This is a genomic window from Arthrobacter sp. AZCC_0090, assembly GCF_014207375.1.
Classification (GTDB): Bacteria; Actinomycetota; Actinomycetes; order Actinomycetales; family Micrococcaceae; genus Arthrobacter.
The window spans coordinates 99,735-124,943 of record NZ_JACHEE010000008.1 but is presented as its reverse complement, the minus strand read 5'-3'; the positions used below and the strand labels follow the sequence as shown (position 1 = coordinate 124,943).

Genomic DNA, 25,209 nt, shown 5'->3' with positions numbered 1-25,209 from the left:
CCAGAGGTTTAGCGCGTCGCCAGACGTTTAGCGCGTCGCCCCCGACCACCCCGTGTACGACTCCGCCAGGTACGCCCGCGCATGCCGCGAGGAGACCACGGAGTGGAGCTCCCCGAGCTGGCGGGCACGGCTGAAATCGTCCGAACCGGGAACGGTGTGCAGCATGGAGGTCATCCAGTAGGAGAAGTGCTGGGCCTTCCAGACGCGTTCCAGGGCGCGGTCGCTGTAGGACTCGAGGAGGGCGCCGGAACCGCTTGAGTAGAAGGACTCGAAACCTTCGAAAAGCACTTTGACATCGTGCAGGGCCAAATTGAGGCCTTTGGCACCTGTGGGCGGGACGGTGTGGGCGGCGTCTCCGGCAAGGAACAGGTTCCCGTGGCGCATTGGGGTGTGGACGAAGCTGCGGAACGGCAGGACCATCTTCTCGAGGACCGGCCCCTCCTTGAGCTCAAAGCCGTTTCCGTTGACGCGTTTGCGGAATTCGGACCAGATGCGCTCGTCGTCCCAGTCGGCCACGTTTTCCTTGGGGTCGCACTGGAAGTACATGCGCTGCACGTTCTCGGTGCGCTGGCTGATCAGGGCGAAGCCGTTCTCCGAATTGGCGTAGATCAGTTCGTCCGAGCTTCGCGGAGCCTGGGCGAGGATGCCGAACCAGGCGAACGGGTATTCGTGGAAATACCACTTGCGGTTCGCCTCCGGGATCTGGAAGCGGCAGTGGCTGCGGGATCCGTCGGCACCCACCAGGAAGTCCGCCTGGATCTCGAATTCCTGGCCCTCGGAGTCGGTGAACCAGACTTTCGGCTTGCCTTCGAGATCGCGGATGGTGGTGTCCGTGACGCTGTACCGGACGTCCCCGCCGTCGTCCTTACGCCGTGCAGCGAGGTCGAGGAAGACGTCTGTCTGCGGATAAAGCCAGACCGATTCCCCCACGAGTTCCTTGAAATCGATCCGGTGGCTTTCGCCGTTGAAGCGCAGCTCGATGCCGTCGTGCCTGTCGCCGTCGCGCAGCACGCGGTCCGAAACGCCGCTGTCCACGAGCAGATTCACGGAGCCGTGTTCCAGGATGCCCGCACGGACTGTTTCGGCGATCTGCTGATGGCTGCGGACTTCGATGACGGTGGATTCGATCCCCGACTTCGCCAGCAGGTGGGAGAGCATGAGGCCGGCCGGGCCTGCGCCCATGATGGCCACTTGGGTGGTGATGATCTTGCGTGCCATGTGTTCCTCGCTTCATTGCGGAACCGCGGCTGGAGGGCTGCGGCGGGTTCTGTTGATCAGTGTGACCCCCACCGCATGGTCGGCGTTACCCGAATTCCGTTCAACGGAAAATCGCTACGCCTTCTCCGAGCTGGCGTCCGATGCCGCGGGCCGCCGTCTGCAGCGCCGGGACCAGCGCCTGCAGGCGCATCTCAGCAAGCGGGACCACGACGCCTAGCGCGGCCACAGCGCGCCGCCTACCGTCCATGACCGGTACCGCGATACCCCACGTATCCGGATCCACTACGCCGGCGAGCTGCGCGTAGCCCTGCTGCGCGGTTTCGGCCAAAAGGTGGCGGACGACGTCGGCAGTCACCTTCCCGGCAGGGTCAGTGAACTGCTTGAGGTACTCCGCCTGCTGCTCGCGCGACTGGTTCGCCATCAACGCGAGCCCGGCCGAGGAAATATGGACAGGCATGCGGCCGGCCACGCGGGCGCGGTTGGCCACAGATCCGCGGCGGGACAGCCGTTCCACGAACAACGCCTCCCAACCGTCCAGCACTGCGAGGTTCACGTTCTGGTTCAGGACCTGCTGGATGTCCTCCATGAACGGCAGGGCTGCTTGGCGGAGGGCCAGGGTGGGTGAATTGCGGTTGACGAGTTCCCACAACCTCAGGCCCAGGCGGACATGTCCACCCGGGGCCAGTTCCAAGAGCCCGTGATCGGCGAGTTGCCGCACCAAACGATGCGCGCTTGTGAGCGGCAAACTAGCGGTCTCCGCCAGTTCGGAAAGCTGCAGGGAGGTGGAGCCTTCGGGAAAGGCTTCAATGATCCGGACGATGCGATCCACCACGGAATCGCCGGACGCCGAGTTGGCCACGGAGCGTTTCCCACTTTCCTACGGATTCCATTGAACGGTGCCGCGCTCCAGCTTACACGGGGTCCGTGGGACCGGCGGGCGCATTTTCCACGGGCGTCTCCCCAGCAAGATTCGCCGCGGGATCCTGTACTTTCCGCCGCGAGATTTCCATGCCAATCGCGTCATAATGCGCCAGCAACTCCGGTCCGCGAAAGGTGGTGGGTTGGTCCAGTAACCCAAAGGCGAAGTCGCTCGCGGCGAGAAGTTCGTCATCGGAATATTTGTCCAGCGGCTGGAATCCCCCGGCATCGATCGAGGCAGCGAACTCGCCAGTGATCTCGACGGGTTTCGGCCCCGCCGCCTCAACGGGAAGGGCGGCAGGCCGATCCATGAATTCCAGCGAAACTCCGGATCCGGTGGAGAGCCCTACTTCGGTGGCGCCGCCGCCGATCGCATTGAGGTCGTTACGAAGTCCCGCCAAGGCCTGCGATTCCACAAGCGCGGCGCGGGCAAAGCTCACTCTGATGTGGGAAATGATGCCCATCCGCCGGATCCGGCGAACGATGTGGACGAGAGCGGGGCGGGAATCCTCGTTGAGGCTCCCCCGCACGTCTATCTCTACTGCATCCGTGGAAACATCGAACTTGACGAGGGCGTGCAATCTGCGGTCCATAGGTACTCCAAAAGAGGGTGTCTATGGCCGACGGCTCAACCTCAAGAAGCGTAGCCTCTGGCACCCTGTTGCACAACCCCGCCCGTTGACCAACGGAAAAGTCCGGACTCAGCTCGCCCGATTGTGTCCGTGGCCGTGGCCTGGCTCCTCGAAGTGGGTCAGCGCGCCCGCTGCGTCGACCGAATCCACCAAGGACTTGGCGATATCGCGCAATTTCACGTTGCGATTGCTCGAGGCATCTGTCAGGATCCGGACAGCGTCCTCCTGGCTGCAACGGCTCTGTGCCATGACAACTCCCACGGCGATGTCGATGATCGTGCGGGACTCCATCGCCGCCCGGAGGTTCTTGGCACTGTCCGCGTGAAGTGCGAACCTGACGGCAAGGCGCAAGGCCTGCGAGACCTCTCTGGTGTATCCCCGGGCACGCTCCGCGGCCCTTTCGTCGAACTTGTAGGGGGCTTCGGAGTACAGGTTGAGCGCGGCCTTCGCCTCGCCCTCAAGGTCGAAAGGCAACGACAGAACCGACCTCAGGCCGAACGACACAACCGCGTTCGCATAGTCAGGTCCCCAGCGATCCTCCTCAAGGAGATCGGGAACGTGGACTTCCCGCTCCTCTTCGGCGGCCGTCAGGCAGGGACCTTGTGCCAAGGAATACTGGATCTCATCCACCTCCCGGGCCACATCACTGCTCCACCCGACCGTGACGGCCTTGCGCTCGCGCAGCAGCGTGATCCCACAGAGCGCGTCATCGCCGTCGCCCGCCATCTGGTGGGCAGAAAACCGTGCCAGTTCATTGAGGAAGTCCTCGAAGTCGGCACTTTCCAGGATCAGGTTCTGGATTTGGTCAATGGTGGTCGGGGCGGAATCTGCAGGGAGCATGGCACGTTCTCCAGGTGAATATGCTGATGGGGGCATGTGGAAATAATAAGCCTCCTTAGCTAGGGTCCAACACTGCTCGCAACCGTGCCCATGCCGTCGGCGTCAATACCACCGCAACGCCGACGGCGGCCCCGATCACCGTCTCCACGATGCGGTCCCGCAGCAAGAGCCCGGGGTCAACCCGGGCGGCCAGCAGCGTTGCGATCAAGGCCAGCGGTGTCACGAAAATCTGTGCCACCAGGTACTGCCTGGCAATAAACATCTCCGCCCCGAACTGGCAGGCCGCGATCACTAGGACCATGGCCCACGGCGCGGGACTAAGCCACAAGATGCCCGCCAGCAGCACCAGGCCGATCACCGTTCCGGCGATTCTCTGGATACCCCGGCGGACACGGTGACGGGTGGAATGTCCCACCAAAGGGACCACGGCCGCCACCATGGCCCAATACGTGTGCCCGAAGCCGAGCCGTTCGCCGGCCAGCGTCGCCAGCGTCCCCGCGAGGCCGGCCGCTACCAGGTAACCGCCGCCTTCCAACCACGCTGCCCGACGCTCGGGAGCCGTGTGCCGGATGGGCGGCGGCCGCTTCCAGGGCGTCCTATGGCTCTTGACCACACGGGCGGACATGCCGATCAGAAGGCACAAGCCCGTGGTCAAGACGGCGACCAGCAACGCTTCCCACAAAGGGGGCTGCGCCGCAATGGAGGCGATCGCGGCGAACGCGAAGATGTGGAAAAGGGAGCCGGCAGGACGCAGGCGCCAAAACGCGGCCACCACAGAACAGGCGCCGGCAACGAAAGTGGTCGCGGCGGTCAGGAACCATGAGTATTCGACGGCCCCGGTCCCCCACTGTTGCGCCACACGGGCGGTCAACGTTCCGAACAAGATGACCAACAGCATGAGGCCGCCGGCACGGAGCTGGCTGCGGAAGCGGAGGCTGTGCGGTTCGTTACGGCCGTAGATGCCGGTGAAGGCGCCGAACGATGCGAAAACGGCCAGATCGAGGCGGCCCACCAAGGTCAGCGTAATGAGCGGAACGAACACGCCTACTGCACAGCGGAGAGCCGGGTGATGGTCCTTGTTGCCGGGACCCATGGTGAACATCTCCGCTACAGCCTTCAAGGGGCAGCTTGCCTTTCGTCGCAGGATCAAACATACGACGGCGGCGCTGGCGTCCGCTTCGAATCTTACGGTGCAGCGGCCTTATTTGCGCATGGCCTCATGGATCTGGAGCGCAAACCAGAGCTGGGCCAGGGTGGAGGTTTCGGTCATGTCGAGACCCGTCAATTCGCTGATTTTCCGGATGCGGTAGATAACGGTTTGGCGGTGGGCGAAGAGCGCCGCTGCGGTCTTTTGCCAGGACCTCTGGGTGTCCAGATAGGTCCTCAAAGTCACGATGAGATCGCCTTCCTGGCTCTGTTCGTACGCGAAGATCGGGCCGAGCAGCCGCTGAACCAACGCCGCCCCTTCCTCAAAACTCGTCAGCCCCAACCATGATGGTCCCTCGGCGTAGCGGGTCAAATTCAGGGCGTTACCTTTGGCTGAACCGAACGCCCACAGCGATTCCTGCAGCGCACGCTGGATCCCGGCGGCAGAGGTGGGCGAGCTGATGCCAATCCTCGCCCCGGGCCCAGCGCAGTGGATCAGGACGTCGTCAGTCACCGCTGCGGACACCGCCACATGAAGCGTGTTGAAACGCCGCAAGCACGCGGCCTTAAAGCCGTGGCGCCACAGTTCGACGTGGAGGTTCGCCAGCCGCTCGCCGTCGTCGGATCCTATCGAAACCACCACAAAACTTTGTGCCGGAACATCAAAGGCGGTGAGCCGGCTCTCCAGCTCCGCGATCCCGAGGCGTCCGTCGACCGCCTGCAGGAGGAATTCGCCCGCGAGGCGATGTTGGCTTTCCAGGGACAGGACCGTCCGGGAGAGTTCCAGTCCCAGCACCGTCGCCGCATGTAGAAGCACGACGGCGTCAGGGTGCGGATCGCTTTTCGGCAGCACCACCAAGAGCGCGTTGGGGTGGGTCGGAATGTCCATCATCAACACATGCCGGCCAAGCAGCCGATGCCATTGAAACTTTTTTCCGGCCAAGGGTGTTTGCCCTGTCAGCGGGGCCAATTCCGACTGCAGGAAGTCCGGCAGCGGCTCGCCGTCCGGATGCCATGGATGGAGGCAGCGCCGGTCCACCACGAAAAGATCCGCATCGAGCTCAGCCGCGAGTCCATGGAGAAGGCCGTGCCAGTGGTCCTCGATTGTTCCCGTGGTGCGAAGCAAGTCATAGACCCGGGCGGTCTGACGCAGGCGCCGCGATTCCTCCAACAGGGAGGCCTCGGCCACCGTTCGCGCGATGGCGATGAACGGTAGGGGGTACGGAATGTTGATCAGCGGCAGCGGCAACCGCTCGCAAGCCGCCAGGAACTCCGGCAATAACTCCGGGGCGTGCATCTTCTCTCCGATGGCCAGCGCACTGGCCCCTGCGCCGACGAGTGCCTCGGCGAGCGCTACTTGGCCTGGGGCGTCGGCTGGGATCGACAGGCCGTTGGTCATCATCAGTTCGCCGCCGGTGACCCATTCCCACAGCCTCGGCAAGTCGGAAGTGTGAGCCCACGTGATTCGGCCGTCCTTACCGGCGGACCCCGCCAGAAGAGTGAGCCCCAACTGGGGTTCCGCCAAGAGCTCGGCCACGGTTATCGCCATGAAGATGTGCTCCCAGATCGTTCAGGCCGTTTCGCGGCGCTTAGACATTTGTATAAGGGCCTCGGCCATTTGTAGTCAATCTACCGCTATACGCAGTGATATGCGTCACCAAGAATGGGATGACGTACTTCCCGACAACACTCCGACTCGACATTCCCGCTCAAAGGCGAGCACCCCTCCTCCCAACCCGAAAGCTGCCGGCGTCGCCGCTCGACAGCACCGCACGAAGGATCCCGGCATGACAACGCATCAGCCCATCGGCCCCGTCGACGCAACAAAAGTCCCCCGGTATGCCGGCCTCGGCACCTTCGCCAGGCTTCCCCAAATCGACCGCGTCCCGGACTACGACATTGCGATCGTCGGAGTACCGTTCGACGGCGGAACGTCCTTCCGGCCCGGCGCCCGTTTCGGTCCTGCCGCGGTCCGCGAAGCCTCCCGGCTTCTGCGTCCGGGGTACCACCCCGAATTGGACGTTGAGCCCGTCGACGAAGTGCAGGTTGTGGACGCCGGCGACATCGCCTGCACCCCCTACGACATCACACGGGCCGTCCGTGAAATCGAAGAGCAGGCACTGCCCCTGATCAGTGAGGACAAGAAGCTCATCTCGATCGGCGGCGACCACACCATTGCCCTCCCGATGCTCAGGGCCCTGAACAAAGTCCACGGACCGGTCGCGTTGCTGCACTTCGACGCCCACCTGGATACTTGGGATACCTACTTCGATCAGCCGGTCACACACGGAACCATCTTCCGGCGGGCTTTCGAGGAAGGCCTCCTCGTGGAAGACAGATCCATGCACGTCGGAATCCGCGGACCGGTTTACGACCGCAACGATTTCCTCCGCGACCATGAATTCGGATTCCAGATCATCCGCTGCTCGGACCTGGATGTCATAGGCGTTCCGGCGGCCATCGCACAGGTCAAGGAGCGGCTCGGCGACACCCCGGTCTACGTCTCCATCGATATCGACGTCCTGGACCCCTCCTATGCGCCGGGCACCGGCACCCCGGAGATGGGCGGGCTCCACTCCCGCGAACTGCTGGCCCTGCTCCGCGGACTGGACGGCATCAACATCGTCGGCGCCGACGTCGTCGAAGTCGCTCCGGCTTACGACCATGCAGACATCACTTCGGTGGCTGCGGCCACCCTTGTCTTCGATCTCCTCGCGCTGATGGTGAACCGCGGCAAGGCCGAGACGAACACTGTCTCCCTCGACGATGCCCGTGAGCTGCAAGCAGCCTCTTGGACCGCGTCATGAACACCCCAAGCAATCCCGCCGCAGTCACCGAAGTGCCCCGGCTCGAAGACAAGACCATTCAGCCCATCCCGCTGAACGAACGCCACGGAAAGGCGCGGGACCTCTTCACCATCTGGTTTGGTTCCAACATCATGATCATGACCATCGTGACCGGCGGACTCGCCACCACGGTGTTCGGGCTCAGCTTTGTGCCTGCCATCGTGGGAATCATCCTCGGAAACGTCATCGGTGGCATCTTCATGGCGCTGCACTCCGCCCAAGGACCGCAATTGGGCGTGGCACAGATGATCCAGACCCGCGGCCAGTTCGGCTCCTTCGGGGCGCTGCTGATCGTTGTCATCGTGGTGATCATGTACGTCGGATTCTTCGCCGCGAACTTGGTCTTTGGCGGCGAGGCAATGGCCGCAGTCAGCCCGGACATCAGTGTTGACGCCGGAATCATCATCATCGGCGTCGTGAGCGTCATTGCCACTATTTTCGGCTACCGGCTCATTCACGCCTACGCACGTTTCCTCAGCATCGTGGCCGGTTTGGCATTGCTTCTGGCCTTCGTCTGGATCATGTTCGTCCACGGGCTGCCTGCCACTTTCCTCTCCCAGGGAAACTTCAACTGGGTCGGCTTCATGGCCACCGTCTCCGTGTCCGCCTTGTGGCAGCTCGCCTACGCCCCGTACGTCTCGGACTACTCCCGCTACATGCCGCAAGGCACCGGCTCGGGCCCGGCATTCTGGGCGTCCTACTCAGGCTGCGTCCTGGGCACGCTCTTCCCGATGATCCTGGGCGCCTTGGTAGGAACCTTGGCGGTCACGATGGGCGCGGACGCCGGCAACGTTGAAATCGTCGGCAGCATGGGAGCGGTGCTCCAGCCATGGACCCTGGCAGTCGTGGGAATCTTCTGCCTCGGCGTTGCAGCGTCGAACGCCATGAATCTCTACTGCGGCGTCCTGTGCAGCCTCACGATTGGGCAGACGTTCAAGCCGAACTGGTTGCCGCGCGCCAAGACCCGAAGCGTTGCGGCAATCATCCTCTTCACCCTCGCACTCCTGATCTCGCTGTTCGCACGCGACAATTTCATCCTCTTTTACACCAACTTCCTCTCCTTCCTGATGTACGTGCTGGTTCCGTGGACGGCCATCAACCTGGTGGACTACTACCTCCTCCGGCACGGCGATTACAGGGTTGAAGACTTCTTCAAGCGCGACGGCGGCGTGTACGGCCGCTTCAACTGGGTAGCGATCGGTTCCTACGTGGCAGGTGCCCTGGTCCAGCTGCCGTTCTCGGCAACGGCGATCTTCACCGGGCCCGTCGCAGCGGCAATGGGCGGCGTGGACCTCTCATGGATTGTCGGCCTCGTCGTGGTTGCCCCGCTCTACTACGTCGCAGCACGAGTGTTCCGGAAGAAGACCGAAGCCGCACCGTTCCAAGCCCCCGTACTCGCAAGCGACCTGGTCTAGCGCAGCGCGGACCAAGGCCTGCACTCCCCCTAAACTCCCGACGTCGCGACCGGCGCCAGAAAACAAAGGCAAAAATCATGACACTCATTGAGACCGAACAGTTCACCGTCCGCCGCGTCAGCGAAGACACTGGCTCCCCTGCGGCCCACAACGTCTCGGGCATCTTGCGGCTGCCTCTGCCTCCCAGCGGGCACTTCATTGGCGGATCGTTTGTTCCGGGCTCTTCCAACCACCTCATCGACGTCGTAGACCCCACCACTGAAGAGGTCATCGCCTCCGTACAGGCAGGCACCGCCGCGGATGTCGACGTTGCTGTCGAAGCAGCCGTGGCGGCCCAGAAATCGTGGGGCGCCACCACGCCGAAGGAACGATCGGAGGTCTTGAACCTGATCGCCAACATCATTGAAGCCAACCGGGAAGCCTTCGAAATCATCGAATCCGCCAACACCGGTAAACCGCGAACCGTTGCGGAAGACGATGTCTCCAGCACCATTGATACTTTCCGATTCATGGCCGGAGCTTCCCGCACGCTGACGTCCATGGCCGGTGGCGATTACGCAACCGGGCACACCTCGGTGATCCTCAGGGAACCGGTGGGCGTGGTGGGCGTCATCACCCCGTGGAACTACCCCCTGCTGATGGCGGCCTGGAAGATTGCGCCCATCCTGGCCGCGGGAAACAGCATCGTCCTCAAGCCGTCCGAACAGACGCCTCTCTCGACGCTGAAGCTCGCGGAAGTCCTGGCCGGACACATTCCCGATGGAATCCTCAACGTCGTGACTGGACAGGGCCGAACCGTCGGACAGCGGCTTTCCGAACACCCTGGCATCGCCCTCGTTGCCTTGACAGGGAGCGTTGTCAGCGGACAGGCCGTGGCCGAGACCGCGGCCAAATCGGTCAAGCGCGTCCACCTGGAACTCGGCGGCAAGGCCCCGGTTGTTGTGTTTGCCGACGCCGACCTCCGTGCTGCCGCCGCAGGCGTGCGAAACGCCGGTTACTGGAATGCCGGGCAGGACTGTGGCGCTGCATGCCGCGTCCTTGTGCACGAGTCTGTGGCTGCCGAGTTCACCGAACACCTGGTGCGGGAAGTCGGCACGCTGGTGGTGGGGGCTCCTGGCGCAGGGGACGACGTGGAAATCGGCCCCATGATTTCCCGCCCACACTTCGAACGCGTCAAGGAATCACTGGCCGAGGCAAAAGCCGCAGGCCTGCACATAGCCATCGGCGGTTCCGCGTTGGCGGGCCCGGGTTACTTCATCGAGCCCACGGTCATCAGCAACGTGCCGGCCGGTGCGCCTATCGCTACCCACGAGATCTTTGGTCCCGTGGTCACGGTCGAGACTTTCACTTCCACCGAAGAAGCCATTACACGGGCAAACGAGAGCCCCTACGGGCTGTCTGCCTCGGTATGGACCCGGGATTCAAGCCTCTCACTGGGCGTCCCAAAGCAACTCGATTTCGGTACGGTCTGGGTTAATTCACACTTGGTGTTGGCTTGCGAGGTACCGTGGGGCGGATTCAAGGGATCCGGATACGGCCGGGACCTCTCGCTCTACGCTTTGGACGACTATTCCCGCACCAAGCACGTCATGATCAACCACGGCGCATGAGCGTTCAGACAAGCAACGGAGCTTAGCAATGACCACCGCGAACCTTCCCCACACATCATCCTCGGCACGCGCCGCCACCCCGTCCGCCCCCTTCGGTACTGACGTCACGTGGACCAACTGGGGCGGGAACCAGAGCGCCACGCCAGCCTTCACCGTCCGGCCGCGGACTGAACAAGAAGCGCTCGACGCCGTTCGTTTCGCGATCCGCGAAGGCTTGCCCGTGCGGGCGGTCGGCTCAGGGCATTCGTCGTCGCCGTTGGTCCAGACGGGCGGCGTCCTGATGGACATGTCCGCACTATCGGGGATCACCGGAACCGATGCTATCCGGCGTCGCGCCAGAGCCCTTGCCGGCACCACCATCAACGCCTTCGGCGATCCGTTGTGGGAGCAGGGGCTGGCACTGGGCAACCAGGGCGACATCGACAAGCAGCAGATAGCGGGAGCGCTCTCAACCAGCACCCATGGTTCCGGGAAGGATCTGGGTAGCTTCTCCTCAAGCCTTCGTTGGGTGAAGCTGATCAATGGTTACGGCGAGATCGTCGAAATCGGCGAGGGGCAGCTCCGTGAACTCAGGGCAGCCCAGGTGGCTTTGGGCACCCTCGGGATTTTCCTTGAGGTGGAGTTGGCGGTTGAGGACCGTTACTACCTGCAAGAACAGATCACGTATCCCACGTGGGCGGAGACCAAGGCAACGTGGCAGTCCGACATCGACGGGAACCGGCATTACTCGTTCCTCTGGTGCCCGGAAGAAGGTTCGTGCGAGCTCCTGGACCTCCCGGGCGCACCAGGCCTTAGCATGGCAAACCGCAGCTACACCAAGCGGTACAACATCGCGCAGATCCAAGACGAGCGCGAAATTTCGGGTGCGGAAGGTGCCCGGCTTGACCGCTCGTACCGCATCTATCCAGGCGGATTCACCACACCGTTCCACGAACTCGAGTACTTCGTGCCGAGCGAGGTTGGACTGTCCGCCGTCGAGGCTGTCCAGGACCTGATCCGCACCAAGCATGCTGACCAGAAATACCCCGTAGAGGTTCGCTGGGTGAAAGCCGATGAGGGTTACATGTCCCAGTTCCAGGGACGCGATACGACGGTCGTCACCCTGACCACCGAGCCCGGAACCGACTACTGGCAATTCTTCCGGGATGCCGACGCGGTACTGCAGGAATTCGAGCCACGAGCGCACTGGGGAAAGATCCATTTCATGACCAGGAGCCGCTTGGAACGCCTCTACCCGGAGCTGGACACTTTCATCCAGGTACGTCGCGAGTTCGATCCTCGTGGAATATTCCTCAACGACCACACCCGCGCCTTGCTGGGCTGAGCCAGGGAGGCAACGCCCGGTACGCCCGTTTGAAACTTTGGAATGGTAGTTTGATCTCTGATTTAGCCAGATACCCGTACCCACCGGAGGTCATTCCATGCTCAAAGGTTTCAAGGACTTCGTTCTTCGCGGCAACATTATCGAGCTGTCCATCGCGGTCGTCATCGGCACCGCATTCACAGCCTTGGTCGCAGCGTTCACAACCAACATCATCAACCCGGTCATCGCTGCCGCTGGCGGAGTCAACGCCGAAGGCCTGGGCTTCTCCATCTGGCCGGACAACGCGAAGACCTTCGTCAACTTCGGCGCAGTCATCACCGCGTTCGTGACCTTCCTGATCACGGCTGCCGTGGTGTACTTCATCTTCGTTGCGCCCATGAACAAGATCAACGAATTGACCAAGCGCCGGGCGTCCATCGAAGAGCCTGAGGACGAGCCGCTGCCAGCCGACACCGCACTGCTGGTCGAAATCCGCGACCTCCTGACCGAACTCGCCGCGGCCAACAAGGAAACCTCCCGCTAAGTCCTTCGCGGGCCGGTTCAACGCGTCCACCGCGCGCTGGACCGGCCCGCATACCGTTGTATGAGATCGTGACGCAGGCGCAATCCGCCTGAAACAGGGTTCGGGCACCATTGGTGCCATGAAGCCGAACACGAGGACTCCCGCTACCGCAGAGCTCTCCTGCGAAGTGTGCGGCCAGATGCCCGAGGCCCCGAAGGCCCGGGTGACAGTGGCCCAAATCGCCGTGATGCTGCCGATCGAACTTCTTGTGCATGCCATCGTGGTTGAAACGCACCTGCCTTACCTGGCCAAGGTGCTCCTCCTGACCGTCACCGCCACAGTGCTGGTGATTTGGGTAGCCGAGCCCTCGGCGGCAAAAGTCCTGCGGCGCTGGATCCATGCCCCGGCCCTCCGCCACCGCCGGAACCTCAACTCTGCCCCCGCGCTTTGGCGGGCGAGGACCGTGCTCCGGGACCAGCCGGGCTCCCTCCAACGGATCACCCAATCGCTGGCGCGGGCCGGCATCAACATCCTCAGCATCCATGTCCACCCTGTGGATGGAGCGGTGATGGACGAATTCGTGTTGTCCGCCCCGGGCGACCTCGCCGAGCAGGATCTGCTAACAGCCCTCGACGACGGCGGCGGCCGGGATTCGCACGTATGGCCCACCACTGCACTCGCCATGGCGGACGGCCAGACCAAGGCCCTGAGCCTGGCTGCCCGGATTGCCGACAACCCGAACGAATTGTCCCTTGCGGTCGCGGAACTTCTCTCAGCGAAAATCGTCACCCCAAACCTCGAGAGCTCAGAACCCGAAGGTCCGGCAGCCGAGGCGGGCTCCGCCGTCGGGCCTTCCACGACGTTCCTGAAGATTCCCACCGCGTGGCACGGACCGCTCTTGTTTTCCCGGCCGGGTGAGCCATTTACGCCGGCGGAATCAGCCCGCGCCCATCGGCTGGCCGAGCTGGCGGAAATCCTGGCGCACACCCGCGGCGCCGAATCCAAGGACCGGGACTGAGCCCAGGCCTCAACTGGAGGGCGGTGGCGGCATGAACGCCATGGACGTAACGCACGTGGATACTGCGGAGCCACGCGGGGCGCTTAGCTCCGCGTTGCCCAGTGCCGGGTCGCCCAGCACCGGGATGCCCAGTGCTGAAGCGGTGGCCACGAGCCGGGTACCCCAACACTGGGGCCGGGCAATGGCCGTTGCCATCGGCAAACTCGCGGACCAGTTGGCTGCGGAAGATGGGCATGAAGCCTTGATGGGCCGGGAACTACGGCTTCGCATCACGGAAGATCCCGGGGGAGTACGCATCGCAATGTGGTGTTTGCCGGAGGAGTAGCCGCCCCGCGACTCCTAGGCCCTGGTCGACGGAGGCCTCACGACACCCTGAATGCCTCGTGACACGGGGGATCCCTGGCGACACGGGTATTCCGGCGTCGCCAGGTGGGCGGAGCGTCGGAAGGTGAACAGTGCGTCGTGAGGTGGGCGGAGCGTCGCCAGGTGGGCAGCCTGTCGTGGGGAAGATACCGCGTCGCCAGCGCAACACCGCGTCGCGGGCGCAACACCCAGCCCTCGCCCCGCCCCGCTCCGCCCCCGCCAACACCCCGCTCCCGGTATCCCAACCCACACGTCCACCTACCGCCGCGTCATATCGGTATCCCACCGCCAACCTCCGCGCCCAAGCAACCCCGCAAACTCAAGCAACACCTCCACCCAGTCACATTTCGTTTCCTGGCTTTGTATACCAAAACCCTTGACAGTGCGCCGGGTCACATCTAACTTTGATTTTGGGATCCCAAAACGGGATCCCAAAACGGACTCAATGAACCGGCAGCGTCCCTCCTCCCAGAAAGAGGATCGGGCCGCTACAGCTGCCGCCGGCGCGGGTCCAGCTGCCGCGGCAACCCGCCCAGCTCAAAATTCAAGACTTCCCGCTCCTCAAACTCCCCCTGAAGGAGAAGCTGTGTCTCTCCCCAACACCGAAACAGTGGCCCCGGCCGTCGAAGAAAAAGCAGAAGAACAAACCGGCAAGGACGGCGTGCAGCGACGCACGAGTGTCCGTTGGAGGCTCTTCGTCCTGCTGCTGATCCTGGTAGCCGTCAACTACATCGACCGCGGGTCCATCTCCGTGGCCCTCCCCATCATCCAGAAGGAATTCAACCTCGCACCGGAGCTCATCGGGCTCCTGCTTTCGGCATTCTTCTGGACCTATGCCCTCATGCAGATCCCGGTCGGCTTGCTGATCGACAAGTTCGGTCCCCGCAAGGTGGTCACGGCCTCGTGCATCGGCTGGGGCGCCGCGACGGCAGCGTCCGGCCTGGCCGGCGGATTCCTGAGCATGTTCATTGCACGCCTTGGTATCGGCGTCGCTGAGGCAGGCGTCATGCCGGCCGGTGGCAAGCTCAACGCCATCTGGATGCACAAAAGGGAACGTGGCCGCGGCGCCACGATCCTTGACGCAGGCGCCCCGCTCGGCGCTGGCCTGGGCGGCATCCTGATCACCTGGCTCATCGCCTCCACGGGCAGCTGGCGCTACTCGTTCATCATCGCCGGTGCCGCCACGGTCCTCATGGGCTTGGCCGTCTGGTGGTACGTCCGCGACAATCCCCGCAACCACAAGGGCGTCAACGGCGCCGAGGCCGACTACATCGAGGCCTCCCACGCCGAGGAAGACGCCGAGGCCAAGAAGGACGGCGTCAAGGGCAAGCGTGCACTCCTCCCCTACCTGAAGTTCCGCTCCTTCTGGGCCATGTGCTTCGGCTGGCTTGGCTTCAACGGCGTGTTCTACGGCCTGCTGACCTGGGGCCCGCTGTACCTGGCCCAGGCCAAGGGGTTCAACCTGAACACCATCGGTTGGTCCACCTTCGTGATCTTCGGCGCCGGCTTTGTCGGCGAAATCCTGGGCGGCACCATCGCGGACAAATGGCGTGCAGCGGGCGCCTCCGCAAACAAGGTCATGCGCACTCTGTTGGGCATCTCCAGCGTTGTGGTGATTGGCGGCCTGGTTGGCGTCACGGTCGTGGCGGACCCGACGACGGCGGTTGTCCTGCTGTCCGTGGTCATGTTCTTCCTCCGCTGGGTTGGCCTCTTCTGGAGCATCCCCGCGATCCTGGGCGGCCGCACCAACTCGGGCGTACTGGGCGGCGCCATGAATTTCAGCGGCAACATCTCCGGCTTTGTCACCCCGATTGTGGTAGGCCTGATTGTCGGGGCCACGGGCTCCTACACCTGGGCCCTCCTGTACTTCGTCGGCTCCGCGATCATCATGGGCGTCTCCGTGCTGACGTTGGACTACGGCAAACGACTCCCGGTCTAACTCGCCTGACCGGTCTGGCCGGACGGTCCTGAACCACCCAAGGCCAGACGCCCGCCGGGAATGCCGGGGCGCAATGACCCAAGAACACGAATGGAGCAGAGATGCTGATTGCAGATGAAACCCCCACCACGGACCGTCCCCTCCGGGAATCCGTGCGGGACACCATCCGTTCGCGAATCTTCGAGGGTCATTACGCGCCCGGCACCCGGCTGGTGGAGCGGGACCTTGCCGCCGAATTCAACGTGTCACGCCTACCCATCCGGGAAGCTCTTCGCATGCTGCGGCAGGAAGGCCTCATCCGGGACAGGGCATCCCGCGGGACCGAAGTGGCAGGGCTGAGCCCCAAAGACGTCGAGGACCTCTTCGACGTCCGCCAATCCCTCGAAGTCCTCGCGTGCCGCCTCGCCGCGGCCCGCGCCACTGAAAAAGACCTGAAGCATCTAGCGAAACTCCTCGAAGAGGCCGATCGTTTCCTCGCCAAAGGCTCAATCTTCGAGGCCCACCGCGCCAACAGCGAATTCCACGATGCCATCACGGCCATCGCCAACAATGACTTTCTCCGCACTGCGCTGGAACCGCTCCAAGGCCGCATGCACTGGCTCTTCCGCCACGTGGACGACCTGCCGGAACTGATCCGGGAGCACCGGGACCTCTACGCCGCCATCGCCAGCGGCGATCCCGAGCTCGCCGCAGCCCAATCGGCGTCGCACATTGGAAAGTACCGCGAGCAGTTCCCGCAGGACTCGCCCGCCACCGAACTCAAGTTGCAAGGCAAACGACCATGAAATTGCTAGTCATCAATCCCAACATCAGCGAGGACGTCACTGCGCTGATCGACGCCGAAGCCCGCCGCTCGGCGGGGACGGACACCGAACTGGTCGTCCGGACCGCCGGCCATGGCGTCGAATACATCGAGACCCGGTTTGAAGCCCTCATCGCAGCGGGCGCGGTCGCCGAAATCATCGCCGAGCACTGTGGCGATCCGACGGCGGACCACATAGACGGCGTCGTGGTTGCCGCATTCGGCGATCCGGGAATGCCCGCCCTCAAGGAACTTTGCGATGTCCCGGTCATCGGCATCACCGAGGCCGCCCTCTGCGCTGCGGCCCTGCAAGGCCAGCGCTTCTCGATCATCGCCATCTCGGACCGCATCACCGCCTGGTATCGGGACTGCGTGGAGCATTTCGGGCTCGGCAGCCGGCTCGCCTCGATCCGTTCCATCAACCAAAGCCTCAACGGCATCGGCACGGTGCAACAGGACTTCAAGGAAACCCTCTTGGCACTGAGCCGGCAGGCCGTCGCGGAGGACGGCGCCGACGTCGTCATCCTGGCGGGTGCCCCGCTGGCGGGACTCGCCCGCGAACTTGGAGGACAGATCCCCGTGCCTGTGGTGGACGGGATCTCCGCCGGGATCCGCATGACCGAAGCGGTGGTGGCGCTGCAGTCCGGTTTCCATCGCCAGGGCGCTTTTGCGCCGCCGCCAGTCAAGCGCCGCGCGGGGTTGTCCGAAAACCTCGACGCCGCCCTGACCGCCATCCAGGCCGCCGTTCCGGCCGGAAAGTAGGGACACCATGACTAACCCCGATCTCGTCATCGCCCACGGCACCGTGGTCAACAGCTTTGGCCGGCAGGCCGCCCACATCGTGGTCGACGGCGGCCGCATCACCCAGCTCATCGACGCCGCCGAGCCGGTCCCCCCGGCCTCACGCATCGTCGATGCGTCCGGCAAGCTCGTGATCCCCGGCGGCGTTGATGGCCATTGCCATGTGGCCCAAGTGACCGGCCGCTTCCGGACCCTGGACGACTACCGCACCACGTCCACCGCGGCCCTGTGGGGCGGCACCACCACCATCATCGACTTCGGCATTCCCCGCGACGCCCAGGAATCCCCGCTGGATGCCGTCCTGAACAAGAAGCGGCTGGCCACCGAGTCCCGCTGCGACGTCGCGCTGCACGGATCCGTGGTCAGCTGGGACGAAACCGTGCCGTGGCAGCTGGAGCAGCTCGCCGCCGAGGGCGTCCGTTCGGTGAAGATGTACACCACCAACCGCGGCTCCACCATGGCCGACGGGGACACCATCCTGAAAGTCATGCGCGAAATGGTGCGCCTGGACGGACTCACGTACATCCACGCGGAGCACGATCCCATCATCGCCGATTGCACCGAACAGCACGCCTCGGATGGACGGATCGGCATCGAACACCTGCATTCCATGCGGCCCGAGCTCGCCGAGGAAATCTCCGTCAAAGAGACGCTCGCAATGGCCGAGTACACCGGTGCGCCGGTCTACTTCGTGCACCAATCGACCCCGGGAGCGGTGGATCTTGTCACCGAGGCCCGCGAGCGCGGCCAGGAAGCCTACTCCGAGACGTGCCCGCACTATCTAACGCTGGATGACACCGTCTACGGCTCGAAATTCCCCGAATGGTACGCCTGCTGCCCACCCATGCGGAGCGCTGAAACCGTCGCCGCGCTGAAGGAACGCCTCGCGGCCGGAGCGATCCACACTGTGTCCTCAGACCACTCCTGCTACGACCTCTCGCAGAAACGCGAGCGCACCGACGACGTCCGCTTCATGCCGCACGGACTGCCCGGCGTCGAAACGCGCATGCCCGTCACCTTCACGGCGATGGCGTCGAGCAGCACCGTGGAGGACTTCGTCGAGGTCTTCTCGGCGGGCCCCGCGCGCATCAATGCCGTGCCCGGCAAGGGCACCATCGCGGTAGGGTTCGACGCCGATCTGGTCATCTTTGATCCCGCCGAGGAACGCGAGGTCGACGGCGGCGCGCTGCATATGGGGACTGACTTCTCGCCTTTCGAGGGGAAGACGCTGAGCGGCTGGCCCGCCGTCGTCGTCTCCGCCGGACGCGTGGTGATCGACGACGCCGGTTTCCACGATCCCGGTGCCGTGGGCCGTTTCGTGGCGCGCAAGGGCTTCACCGCCCACCGCGATGCCCTCTCCGACAACGATGACTTGTCCGTTCCCGTTACCGTTTCCGCTTAGGAGCCTCGATGCCTTCAGCACACCGCCCCACCCGCATCGGCATGATCGTGCCGTCGTCCAACACCTGCCTGGAGCCGCAGAGCTACCGCATCCTCGGCGACCGGCAGGACGTCACTATCCATTTCACGCGGATTCCGGTCACCCGGATTGCGCTGGATGATTCCTCGGACAAGCAGTTTGATTCGGCCGTCATGCGGGAGGCCGCCGCATTGCTTGCGACGGCGGACGTGGACGTCATCGCGTGGAACGGAACCTCGGGTTCCTGGCTCGGCGCCGCGCACGACGAGGCCCTGGTCCGGGAAATCACTGAGGCCACGGGGATCCCGGCCACGACGTCCACGCTGGCCTACCTGGAAGCCTTCAAGACGTTCGGCACGGAGCGGATCGGCATGTTCACGCCCTACACGGGGGACGTCAATGACGCGGTCATTGAGTCCTACGCGCGCGAAGGAATCAAGACGGTGGACCACCGCCACTTGAACCTCAGCGACAACGAATCCTTCGCGCGGGTCACGGACGCGGAGATGCTTCCCGGATCCTTGGAACTTGCTGCCTCGAACCCGGATGCGCTCATTTACTTGTGCACAAACCTTTACGGAGCCAACATCACTGCGGAAGTGGAAGAAGCCACCGGAGTGCCGGTACTGGATTCCGTAGCGGTGACGCTCTGGCACTGCCTCAGGCTTGCCGGAGCGCCTTTGCTGGCACCGCGGTGGGGCCGGCTGCTTGCAGAACTGCCCTAGGAAAAGTGCCCTCGCTTCACAGGGGTTGGATGTTCTCCGCCTGCGGGCCCTTCGGGCCTTGCACGACGTCGAACTGGACCCGCTGATTCTCGTCCAGTGATCGGTACCCACTTGTGGCGATCGCCGAGTAGTGGGCAAAGACGTCCGCCGAACCGTCGTCGGGGGCAATGAAGCCGAAACCCTTCTCGGCGTTGAACCATTTGACAATACCTGTTGCCACGGCCGTGTTCCTTCTCTGAATCTGACTGACCATCGGCTTCACGACCGATGCCTCCCGGACGCATACGTCCGATGCCTCAAACCTACGGTGCGGGGTTCGGGGGCGCAAGGATCTTCGGGGGTCTCGGTATTCCCGAGCTCGCCGAATCTTGAGGGTTTCTTGCTCCTCTGCAGTGCTGGATCTTGAAGTTGGGCAGGCAGGGTGGGTGATGATTAGCGTCGTCGTCCACAGGGAGAACACATGGGGTTGTTCCGGCGACGGTTCGAGGCGGCAGCGCCAAAGATCCACGTGGACATCCTCGAAGACCACGCAGTGCTCCGCGAGGGCCTGGCTTCCTGGCTTGAGGCCAACGCCCAAACAGTGAAAGTGGTGGGCAAGTACGGCTCCTGGGCTGAGCTCGCAGCATCACTCGGCCACTTGTCTGATGTGGTCCTGCTGGACATCATCCTTGGCGACCGCATCCCACTGCGATCCAAGATCCAAGCCATTCTCTCCACGGGATCGCAAGTGGTGGTGTGCAGTTCCCTGACAGAACCGCTGGTGATCCGTCAAGCGTTCGACGCCGGCGCCTTGGCCTACATACCCAAGACGGCAGGAGCCGAAGTGCTCACCACAGCCGTTCTCGCCGCGGCACGCGGCGAACAGTTCGTCCTACCCGAGCTCGCCGGCGCCCTTGACGTCCCGGGGCCGCGGATCCACCTCACGCCGCGCGAACACGAGGCCGTCTCGCTTTATCTGGGGGGCGCGGGCGGGACAATGGCCGATGTCGGCGCCAGCCTGGGCATCAGTGCCGACGGCGTGAAGAAGCTCCTGGTTTCGGTCCGCCGCAAAGCCCACGACGGGCCGGAACCACTCAGCCGGCCCGCGCTCCGGGAACTGCTGATCGCCGACGGTTGGCTCCTCCCCGATCAGTGAGGTGAATCCGCCCTCCCCGGGGCTTCCGACCCATCAAGGCATGGGGCATACTTCTTTAAAGTGAATGCCATTCGCTTTAAAGAAGTATGCCCGGCCGCGCCGAAGTTGCTGCGGTCCTGGGCCAAGACCGGCCCGAGACCGGATCCGATGGAGGAGCAACATGTCGCGCATTACCACTGGCCAAAGCGAGATCACCGTTGGCAACTGGCAGGAGCCAGGGAATCTGTCCTGGTCCTTTCTTCACATGGATAACCTCTTTCCTACCGCCCAAATCCATGCAGCGATCACCGGTTCGGTCACCACTGAGGACCGTACAGAGCCCGGGGCATTGCTCGGGGATCCCTTCGGCCTCCGGGGAGTGGCTGTGCGCTTGCCCGACGGCTCAGACAGTACCGTTGCCGGGGTTCTGGCTTCCACCAGCACCGATGCCTGGATGGTCCTGCGCGGCAACGAGGTGCTCGTCGAGGAGTATTTCGGCGAGATGGGCCCCGGGACCAGGCACCTGCTCATGTCCGTCAGCAAGTCCATTGTGTCCGCGGTGGTGGGCGCCCTGGTTGCCCAAGGGAAGATCGATACCGCAAAGCCGATAGAGCACTACATTCCGGAATTCCGCGGTAGTGGGTACGCGGGCGCCACAGTACGGGACTTGTTGGACATGCGCAGCGGCATCAAGTTCTCCGAGGAGTACCTCGATGCCGGGTCCGAGGTCCGGAAGCTGGACGAGGCTGTGGGGTGGGCACCCCGACGCGGCGGAGCGGCCACGCTCAAGGAGTTCCTGGTGACCCTTGAACAGGTCCGTGAACATGGCGGTCATTTCGAGTACCGCAGCTGCGAGACCGACGTGTTGGGCTGGCTTTGCGAAGTTGCTGGCGGGAAGCCGTTCGCAGAACTCGCCGGTCAGGTTCTCTGGTCACGGATGGGTGCCCGTCACGACGCGTACATCTGTCTCGATACGGCCGGCACTGGCATGTTCGACGGCGGCATCTGCGCCACGCTTGGTGATATGGCCCGTTTCGGGGCCATGGTCCGCGACGGCGGCGTTTCACTGGACGGCGAGCGGGTCCTCGAGCCTGGCTGGGTGGATGACATCTTCCAGGGCGGCGCCGATTCCGCAGAAGCGTTTGCGGCCAGCAGCCATGCTGAAGCGATGCCTGGCGGAAGGTACCGCGGCCAGTTCTGATTCCTTTCGGAGGACCAGAACACCGCTTACTGCCTTGGCATCCACGGGCAGATGATCTATATCAACCGGAATTCCGGCGTAGTGGGGGTCAAATTCTCCTCGACGGCACTCCCGGTCGACCCCGTCGCAGGCCCCGCGGCGGCCGCGATGTTCGAAGCCATCAGCAGGCGGTTGACGCCTCCGGCCGGACAGTGAAAGCCCTCGCAAAACTGGGTCCAGATCACACTCCGGGTCAAGGGGATTTCTCAAAAAGTATTCAAACTGTAGACAGACTGTATACAAGTGGTCTACAGTTTTGGAACGGCGCTAAGTGAGTCGCATCACGAGGGCCGGCCGAGACGTCCCGGCGATATGCATGTCCTGCGCAACGGTGCGCACGAAACACATCGACCCGAAACCCGAGGATCCCCCATGAGCAATGTGTCCGAACAGGAGCGAGCGGTGCGCAAGCACACCTCCCTTCCTGCAGTTGCTGCATCCAGCCTCGCCGGCACCGCCGTCGAGTGGTACGACTTCTTCCTCTACGGCACAGCTGCCGCCCTTGTCTTCAACAAACTGTTCTTCCCCAGCGCTGACCCCTTTGTCGGCACCATGCTGGCCCTTGGCACGTTCGCGGCGGGCTTTGTCGCCCGGCCTCTCGGCGCCATTGTCCTTGGCCACCTTGGCGACAAGCACGGCCGCAAATCCACCCTTGTCGCCAGCCTGCTGCTGATGGGTATCGCAACGGCACTCATCGCGTTCATCCCGTCCTACGCCTCCATCGGCATCGCCGCCCCGCTGATCCTGCTCATCCTGCGCCTCATCCAGGGCTTCGCACTCGGCGGTGAATGGGGCGGGGCCGTGCTGCTGGTGTCCGAGTACAGCGACGACAGCACCAAGCGGGCCTTCTGGGCTTCCTGGCCGAATGTTGGTCCACCGCTGGGCAACCTCATGGCGGCTGGCGTCCTTGCCCTGCTGTCTGCAGTCATGCCCCAGCCGGACTTCCTGGCCTGGGGCTGGCGGATTGCCTTCGGTCTTTCCGCGCTGCTCGTGATCATCGGGCTGGTACTGCGCCTCTACGTCCAGGAAACTCCGCTCTTCCAGGCCTCCCAAGCCAAGACCGAGGCTGAGCACTCCTCGCGGCCAAAGCTGCCGCTGACGGAACTCTTCCGTGGAAACTGGCGCGAGATCCTGATCGCCACCGGCAGCCGCATGGGTGAAAACGCGGGCTTCTACATCTACTCGCTATTCCTTATCACGTATGTCACCGACATCCTCAAGGTCGACCGGCAGACCGGCCTGACCGCGGTCATGATCGGCCAGGGAGTCGCCGTCGTGGCAGTCCCGCTGCTGGCAATCTACGCCGACCGCATCGGCCGCAAGCCCATGATGATCGGCGCCTCTGTAGCGACAGTGGTGTGGGCGTTCGCATTCTTCGCACTGCTGGACACCCGCGAACCCGCGGCGATCATCCTCGCGGCGGTCGGCGGCCTGTTGATCTTCGCGGCCTACAGCTCGGTCATCGGCGCGTTCTTCTCCGAAATGTTCCCCACCAAGGTCCGGTACAGCGGAACCTCCGTGGCGTACAACCTTGCTTCGCTCATCGCCGGCTCGCTCTCGCCGATCATCGCCCTGGCTCTCTACAAGGCCTTCGGCACAGGCCAGGCAATTGCCCTCTACCTCGCGGGCATGGGCGTGATCTCGATCGTCTCGGTTGCCTTCGCCAAGGAAACCAAGAACATCAAGCTCAGCGACCTTGACACGAAGGTTGACCACAAGGTGGCACAGTCATGATGTAGTCAAAGTTCGTGGCGGCCTGACCGCCGCCACGAAAGGCACACACGACCGCATGAAGGCACCAGAATCGAGGACCAATGAGCATTTTCCAGAAGCCCGCTCCAACAGCTCCGGAGGCAGCCTATCTTTGGCTGCGCAGGGAAATCTCGTCACTTCCTTGGGACCAGGAAGCCTTCCTCAGCGAGAACGCCATCGCGGAGGCCGCCGGGGTTTCCCGTACCCCGGTCCGTGAAGCCCTCCTGCGGCTCGAAGCCGCCGGGCTCCTTCGCCGAGTTCCGCACAAGGGCGCGTATGTCCCGGCGCTGACAGCTCAGGACATCGAAAGCATGATGGAAGTCCGCCAAGTCATCGAAGACTGGGCGGTCCGCAAAGTCACATCCCTAGGACGCCTAGGTCCCGAACTGGACCGGCTCCTGCACGCGCAGGAAGAAAGCCTGGCAGACCCAGTGGCATTCATCGAATGCGATATCAGCTTCCACAAATACATCGTGCACGCGGCCGGCAACCCGGCGCTGGAGGAACTCTACGATTCGCAGCGGTTCAAGCAGCAGCGCATGGGCGTCAAGGCCATCCAGGACAGCCAGGGCCGGAGCGACCACGTCGTCACTGAGCACCGGGCCATTGTGGACGCGATCCGGAGCCAGGACTCGCAGATCGCCTCGGCCGCGGTACGGAGCCACCTCGACTCCACACTCGCCGTCCTCAAAGCCATACCCACCCACGCAAACCGAAGCTAGGCCGCCCAACTGGCCGCAGCTTCGCCCGCAACACATAAGGAGCACCATGGACATTGCACTCGTCCAGTTGTCCAGCCCGGACAACGAGACCCAGAGCCAGCGCATCGAGCGCGCAGAGGCCCTCCTGCGCGAACAGCGCGGAGCGGATCTCATCGTGCTCCCGGAGCTCTGGAGCGCCGGCTACTTCCACTTCGAGCAGTACCCGGAACTTTCGGAGACTGTGGACGGACCGACCGTGGCCATGTGCGCTGCCGTGGCGAAAGACCTCGGGACCTACGTGCACGTCGGAAGCATCGTGGAACGGGCCGAAGGCGAGGCCTCCGTCAGCTCTCCGGTGTTGCGCAACACCTCGGTACTGCTTGACCCCCGGGGCAATGTCGCCCACAGGTATTCGAAACTCCACGTCTTCGGCTACAAGTCCCTCGAAGCCGATCTGCTGACTCCGGGGGTTTCCCTCCCGGTTGCTGATACCCCGTTCGGGCGGATGGCAGGCACCACGTGCTACGACCTTCGCTTTCCGGGCCTCTGGTCCGAACTGAGCGTCCGCGGCGCGGAAATCGTCGTGGTTCCCGCCGCCTGGCCGGCCGCACGCCGGGAGCACTGGAAGCTCCTGACGTCAGCCCGCGCCGTCGAACACCAGGTCTTCGTCCTCGCCTGCAACGCCGCAGGCATCCAGGATGGCGTTGAGCTTGGCGGCACCAGCCGCGTTGTGGATCCCACCGGTCGCCTTGTGGCTGAAGCCGGATCCGGCGAAGAGGTGCTGCATGCCAGCATCGATCCCACCATCGTCCAGACCACCCGTAGCGAGTTCCCGGTCATCGCCGACCGGCTCGCCGACTACTCGGGCCTTGCCCGCTGACCA

Annotated in this window: 25 protein-coding genes; 18 read left to right on the top strand and 7 right to left on the bottom strand. The window is 63.7% G+C overall.

Annotation, left to right across the window (positions count from 1 at the left end):
• Positions 1-27: 27 nt before the first annotated feature.
• The 6 genes from HNP00_RS14040 to HNP00_RS14015 all read right to left on the bottom strand — a co-directional run bounded on the left by HNP00_RS14040 (position 28) and on the right by HNP00_RS14015 (position 6,303).
• Positions 28-1,218 (bottom strand): 4-hydroxybenzoate 3-monooxygenase, encoded by a 1,191-nt coding sequence (locus HNP00_RS14040; protein ID WP_184740116.1) that lies wholly within the window; start codon positions 1,216-1,218, stop codon positions 28-30.
• Positions 1,219-1,318: 100 nt separating this feature from the next.
• Positions 1,319-2,077, bottom strand: coding sequence for an IclR family transcriptional regulator (locus HNP00_RS14035; protein WP_184740115.1), 759 nt, complete (start codon positions 2,075-2,077; stop codon positions 1,319-1,321).
• A 52-nt stretch (positions 2,078-2,129) separates the two neighbouring features.
• Positions 2,130-2,729, bottom strand: coding sequence for a hypothetical protein (locus HNP00_RS14030; protein WP_184740113.1), 600 nt, complete (start codon positions 2,727-2,729; stop codon positions 2,130-2,132).
• A 108-nt stretch (positions 2,730-2,837) separates the two neighbouring features.
• Positions 2,838-3,608: a GAF and ANTAR domain-containing protein gene (locus HNP00_RS14025; RefSeq protein WP_184740312.1), complete on the bottom strand. Its 771-nt coding sequence runs from the start codon at positions 3,606-3,608 to the stop codon at positions 2,838-2,840.
• 55 nt (positions 3,609-3,663) lie between these two features.
• A complete protein-coding gene (locus HNP00_RS14020; RefSeq protein ID WP_184740111.1) occupies positions 3,664-4,728 on the bottom strand; it encodes an FUSC family protein in 1,065 nt (354 codons plus the stop codon).
• A gap of 81 nt (positions 4,729-4,809) precedes the next feature.
• Positions 4,810-6,303, bottom strand: a complete 1,494-nt coding sequence (locus HNP00_RS14015) for a PucR family transcriptional regulator (RefSeq protein ID WP_184740109.1) — start codon at positions 6,301-6,303, stop codon at positions 4,810-4,812.
• A 238-nt stretch (positions 6,304-6,541) separates the two neighbouring features.
• Here HNP00_RS14015 and speB point away from each other — a divergent pair, with 238 nt between their 5' ends.
• The 12 genes from speB (at position 6,542) to HNP00_RS13955 (ending at position 19,519) form a co-directional block, all read left to right on the top strand.
• On the top strand, positions 6,542-7,561 hold the full coding sequence (gene speB / locus HNP00_RS14010) for an agmatinase (RefSeq protein ID WP_184740107.1): 1,020 nt from the start codon (positions 6,542-6,544) through the stop codon (positions 7,559-7,561).
• Positions 7,558-9,015 carry a cytosine permease gene (locus tag HNP00_RS14005; protein ID WP_184740105.1) on the top strand — a complete coding sequence of 486 codons (1,458 nt, stop codon included), beginning with the start codon at positions 7,558-7,560 and terminating at the stop codon, positions 9,013-9,015. The genes speB and HNP00_RS14005 overlap by 4 nt, the downstream gene beginning before the upstream one ends.
• Before the next feature lie 77 nt (positions 9,016-9,092).
• Positions 9,093-10,625: an aldehyde dehydrogenase family protein gene (locus tag HNP00_RS14000; RefSeq protein ID WP_260404977.1), complete on the top strand. Its 1,533-nt coding sequence runs from the start codon at positions 9,093-9,095 to the stop codon at positions 10,623-10,625.
• Between the two features lie 28 nt (positions 10,626-10,653).
• Entirely contained in the window at positions 10,654-11,949 is a 1,296-nt protein-coding gene (locus HNP00_RS13995; RefSeq protein ID WP_184740103.1) for a D-arabinono-1,4-lactone oxidase, read from the top strand.
• 97 nt (positions 11,950-12,046) lie between these two features.
• The gene (gene mscL, locus HNP00_RS13990; RefSeq protein WP_184740101.1) at positions 12,047-12,472 is read left to right on the top strand and encodes a large conductance mechanosensitive channel protein MscL; all 426 of its coding nucleotides are present in this window, start codon (positions 12,047-12,049) and stop codon (positions 12,470-12,472) included.
• Between the two features lie 118 nt (positions 12,473-12,590).
• Positions 12,591-13,469, top strand: coding sequence for an ACT domain-containing protein (locus HNP00_RS13985; protein WP_184740099.1), 879 nt, complete (start codon positions 12,591-12,593; stop codon positions 13,467-13,469).
• Between the two features lie 31 nt (positions 13,470-13,500).
• The gene (locus HNP00_RS13980; RefSeq protein WP_184740097.1) at positions 13,501-13,794 is read left to right on the top strand and encodes a hypothetical protein; all 294 of its coding nucleotides are present in this window, start codon (positions 13,501-13,503) and stop codon (positions 13,792-13,794) included.
• 624 nt (positions 13,795-14,418) lie between these two features.
• A complete protein-coding gene (locus HNP00_RS13975; protein ID WP_184740095.1) occupies positions 14,419-15,771 on the top strand; it encodes an MFS transporter in 1,353 nt (450 codons plus the stop codon).
• 101 nt (positions 15,772-15,872) lie between these two features.
• Positions 15,873-16,556, top strand: coding sequence for a GntR family transcriptional regulator (locus HNP00_RS13970; RefSeq protein WP_184740093.1), 684 nt, complete (start codon positions 15,873-15,875; stop codon positions 16,554-16,556).
• Positions 16,553-17,335: an aspartate/glutamate racemase family protein gene (locus HNP00_RS13965; protein WP_184740091.1), complete on the top strand. Its 783-nt coding sequence runs from the start codon at positions 16,553-16,555 to the stop codon at positions 17,333-17,335. The genes HNP00_RS13970 and HNP00_RS13965 overlap by 4 nt, the downstream gene beginning before the upstream one ends.
• Before the next feature lie 7 nt (positions 17,336-17,342).
• Complete coding sequence (locus HNP00_RS13960) at positions 17,343-18,776, top strand: amidohydrolase family protein (RefSeq protein WP_184740089.1); 1,434 nt, start codon at positions 17,343-17,345, stop codon at positions 18,774-18,776.
• 8 nt (positions 18,777-18,784) lie between these two features.
• Positions 18,785-19,519 carry an aspartate/glutamate racemase family protein gene (locus tag HNP00_RS13955; protein ID WP_184740087.1) on the top strand — a complete coding sequence of 245 codons (735 nt, stop codon included), beginning with the start codon at positions 18,785-18,787 and terminating at the stop codon, positions 19,517-19,519.
• Between the two features lie 16 nt (positions 19,520-19,535).
• On the opposite strand, the gene HNP00_RS13950 is transcribed toward HNP00_RS13955, so the two are convergent.
• Positions 19,536-19,739: a cold-shock protein gene (locus tag HNP00_RS13950; protein WP_306860887.1), complete on the bottom strand. Its 204-nt coding sequence runs from the start codon at positions 19,737-19,739 to the stop codon at positions 19,536-19,538.
• A 240-nt stretch (positions 19,740-19,979) separates the two neighbouring features.
• On the opposite strand from HNP00_RS13950, the gene HNP00_RS13945 reads away from it, so the two are divergent.
• The 6 genes from HNP00_RS13945 to HNP00_RS13925 all read left to right on the top strand — a co-directional run bounded on the left by HNP00_RS13945 (position 19,980) and on the right by HNP00_RS13925 (position 25,206).
• Positions 19,980-20,654 carry a response regulator gene (locus tag HNP00_RS13945; RefSeq protein WP_184740083.1) on the top strand — a complete coding sequence of 225 codons (675 nt, stop codon included), beginning with the start codon at positions 19,980-19,982 and terminating at the stop codon, positions 20,652-20,654.
• A gap of 160 nt (positions 20,655-20,814) precedes the next feature.
• Positions 20,815-21,834 (top strand): serine hydrolase, encoded by a 1,020-nt coding sequence (locus HNP00_RS13940; RefSeq protein WP_221451501.1) that lies wholly within the window; start codon positions 20,815-20,817, stop codon positions 21,832-21,834.
• 51 nt (positions 21,835-21,885) lie between these two features.
• Positions 21,886-22,029 carry a hypothetical protein gene (locus HNP00_RS22955; protein WP_221451500.1) on the top strand — a complete coding sequence of 48 codons (144 nt, stop codon included), beginning with the start codon at positions 21,886-21,888 and terminating at the stop codon, positions 22,027-22,029.
• Positions 22,030-22,245: 216 nt separating this feature from the next.
• Positions 22,246-23,607 carry an MFS transporter gene (locus HNP00_RS13935; RefSeq protein ID WP_184740081.1) on the top strand — a complete coding sequence of 454 codons (1,362 nt, stop codon included), beginning with the start codon at positions 22,246-22,248 and terminating at the stop codon, positions 23,605-23,607.
• Between the two features lie 80 nt (positions 23,608-23,687).
• Complete coding sequence (locus HNP00_RS13930; protein WP_184740079.1) at positions 23,688-24,347, top strand: GntR family transcriptional regulator; 660 nt, start codon at positions 23,688-23,690, stop codon at positions 24,345-24,347.
• 46 nt (positions 24,348-24,393) lie between these two features.
• On the top strand, positions 24,394-25,206 hold the full coding sequence (locus HNP00_RS13925) for a carbon-nitrogen family hydrolase (RefSeq protein WP_184740077.1): 813 nt from the start codon (positions 24,394-24,396) through the stop codon (positions 25,204-25,206).
• Positions 25,207-25,209 lie beyond the last annotated feature (3 nt).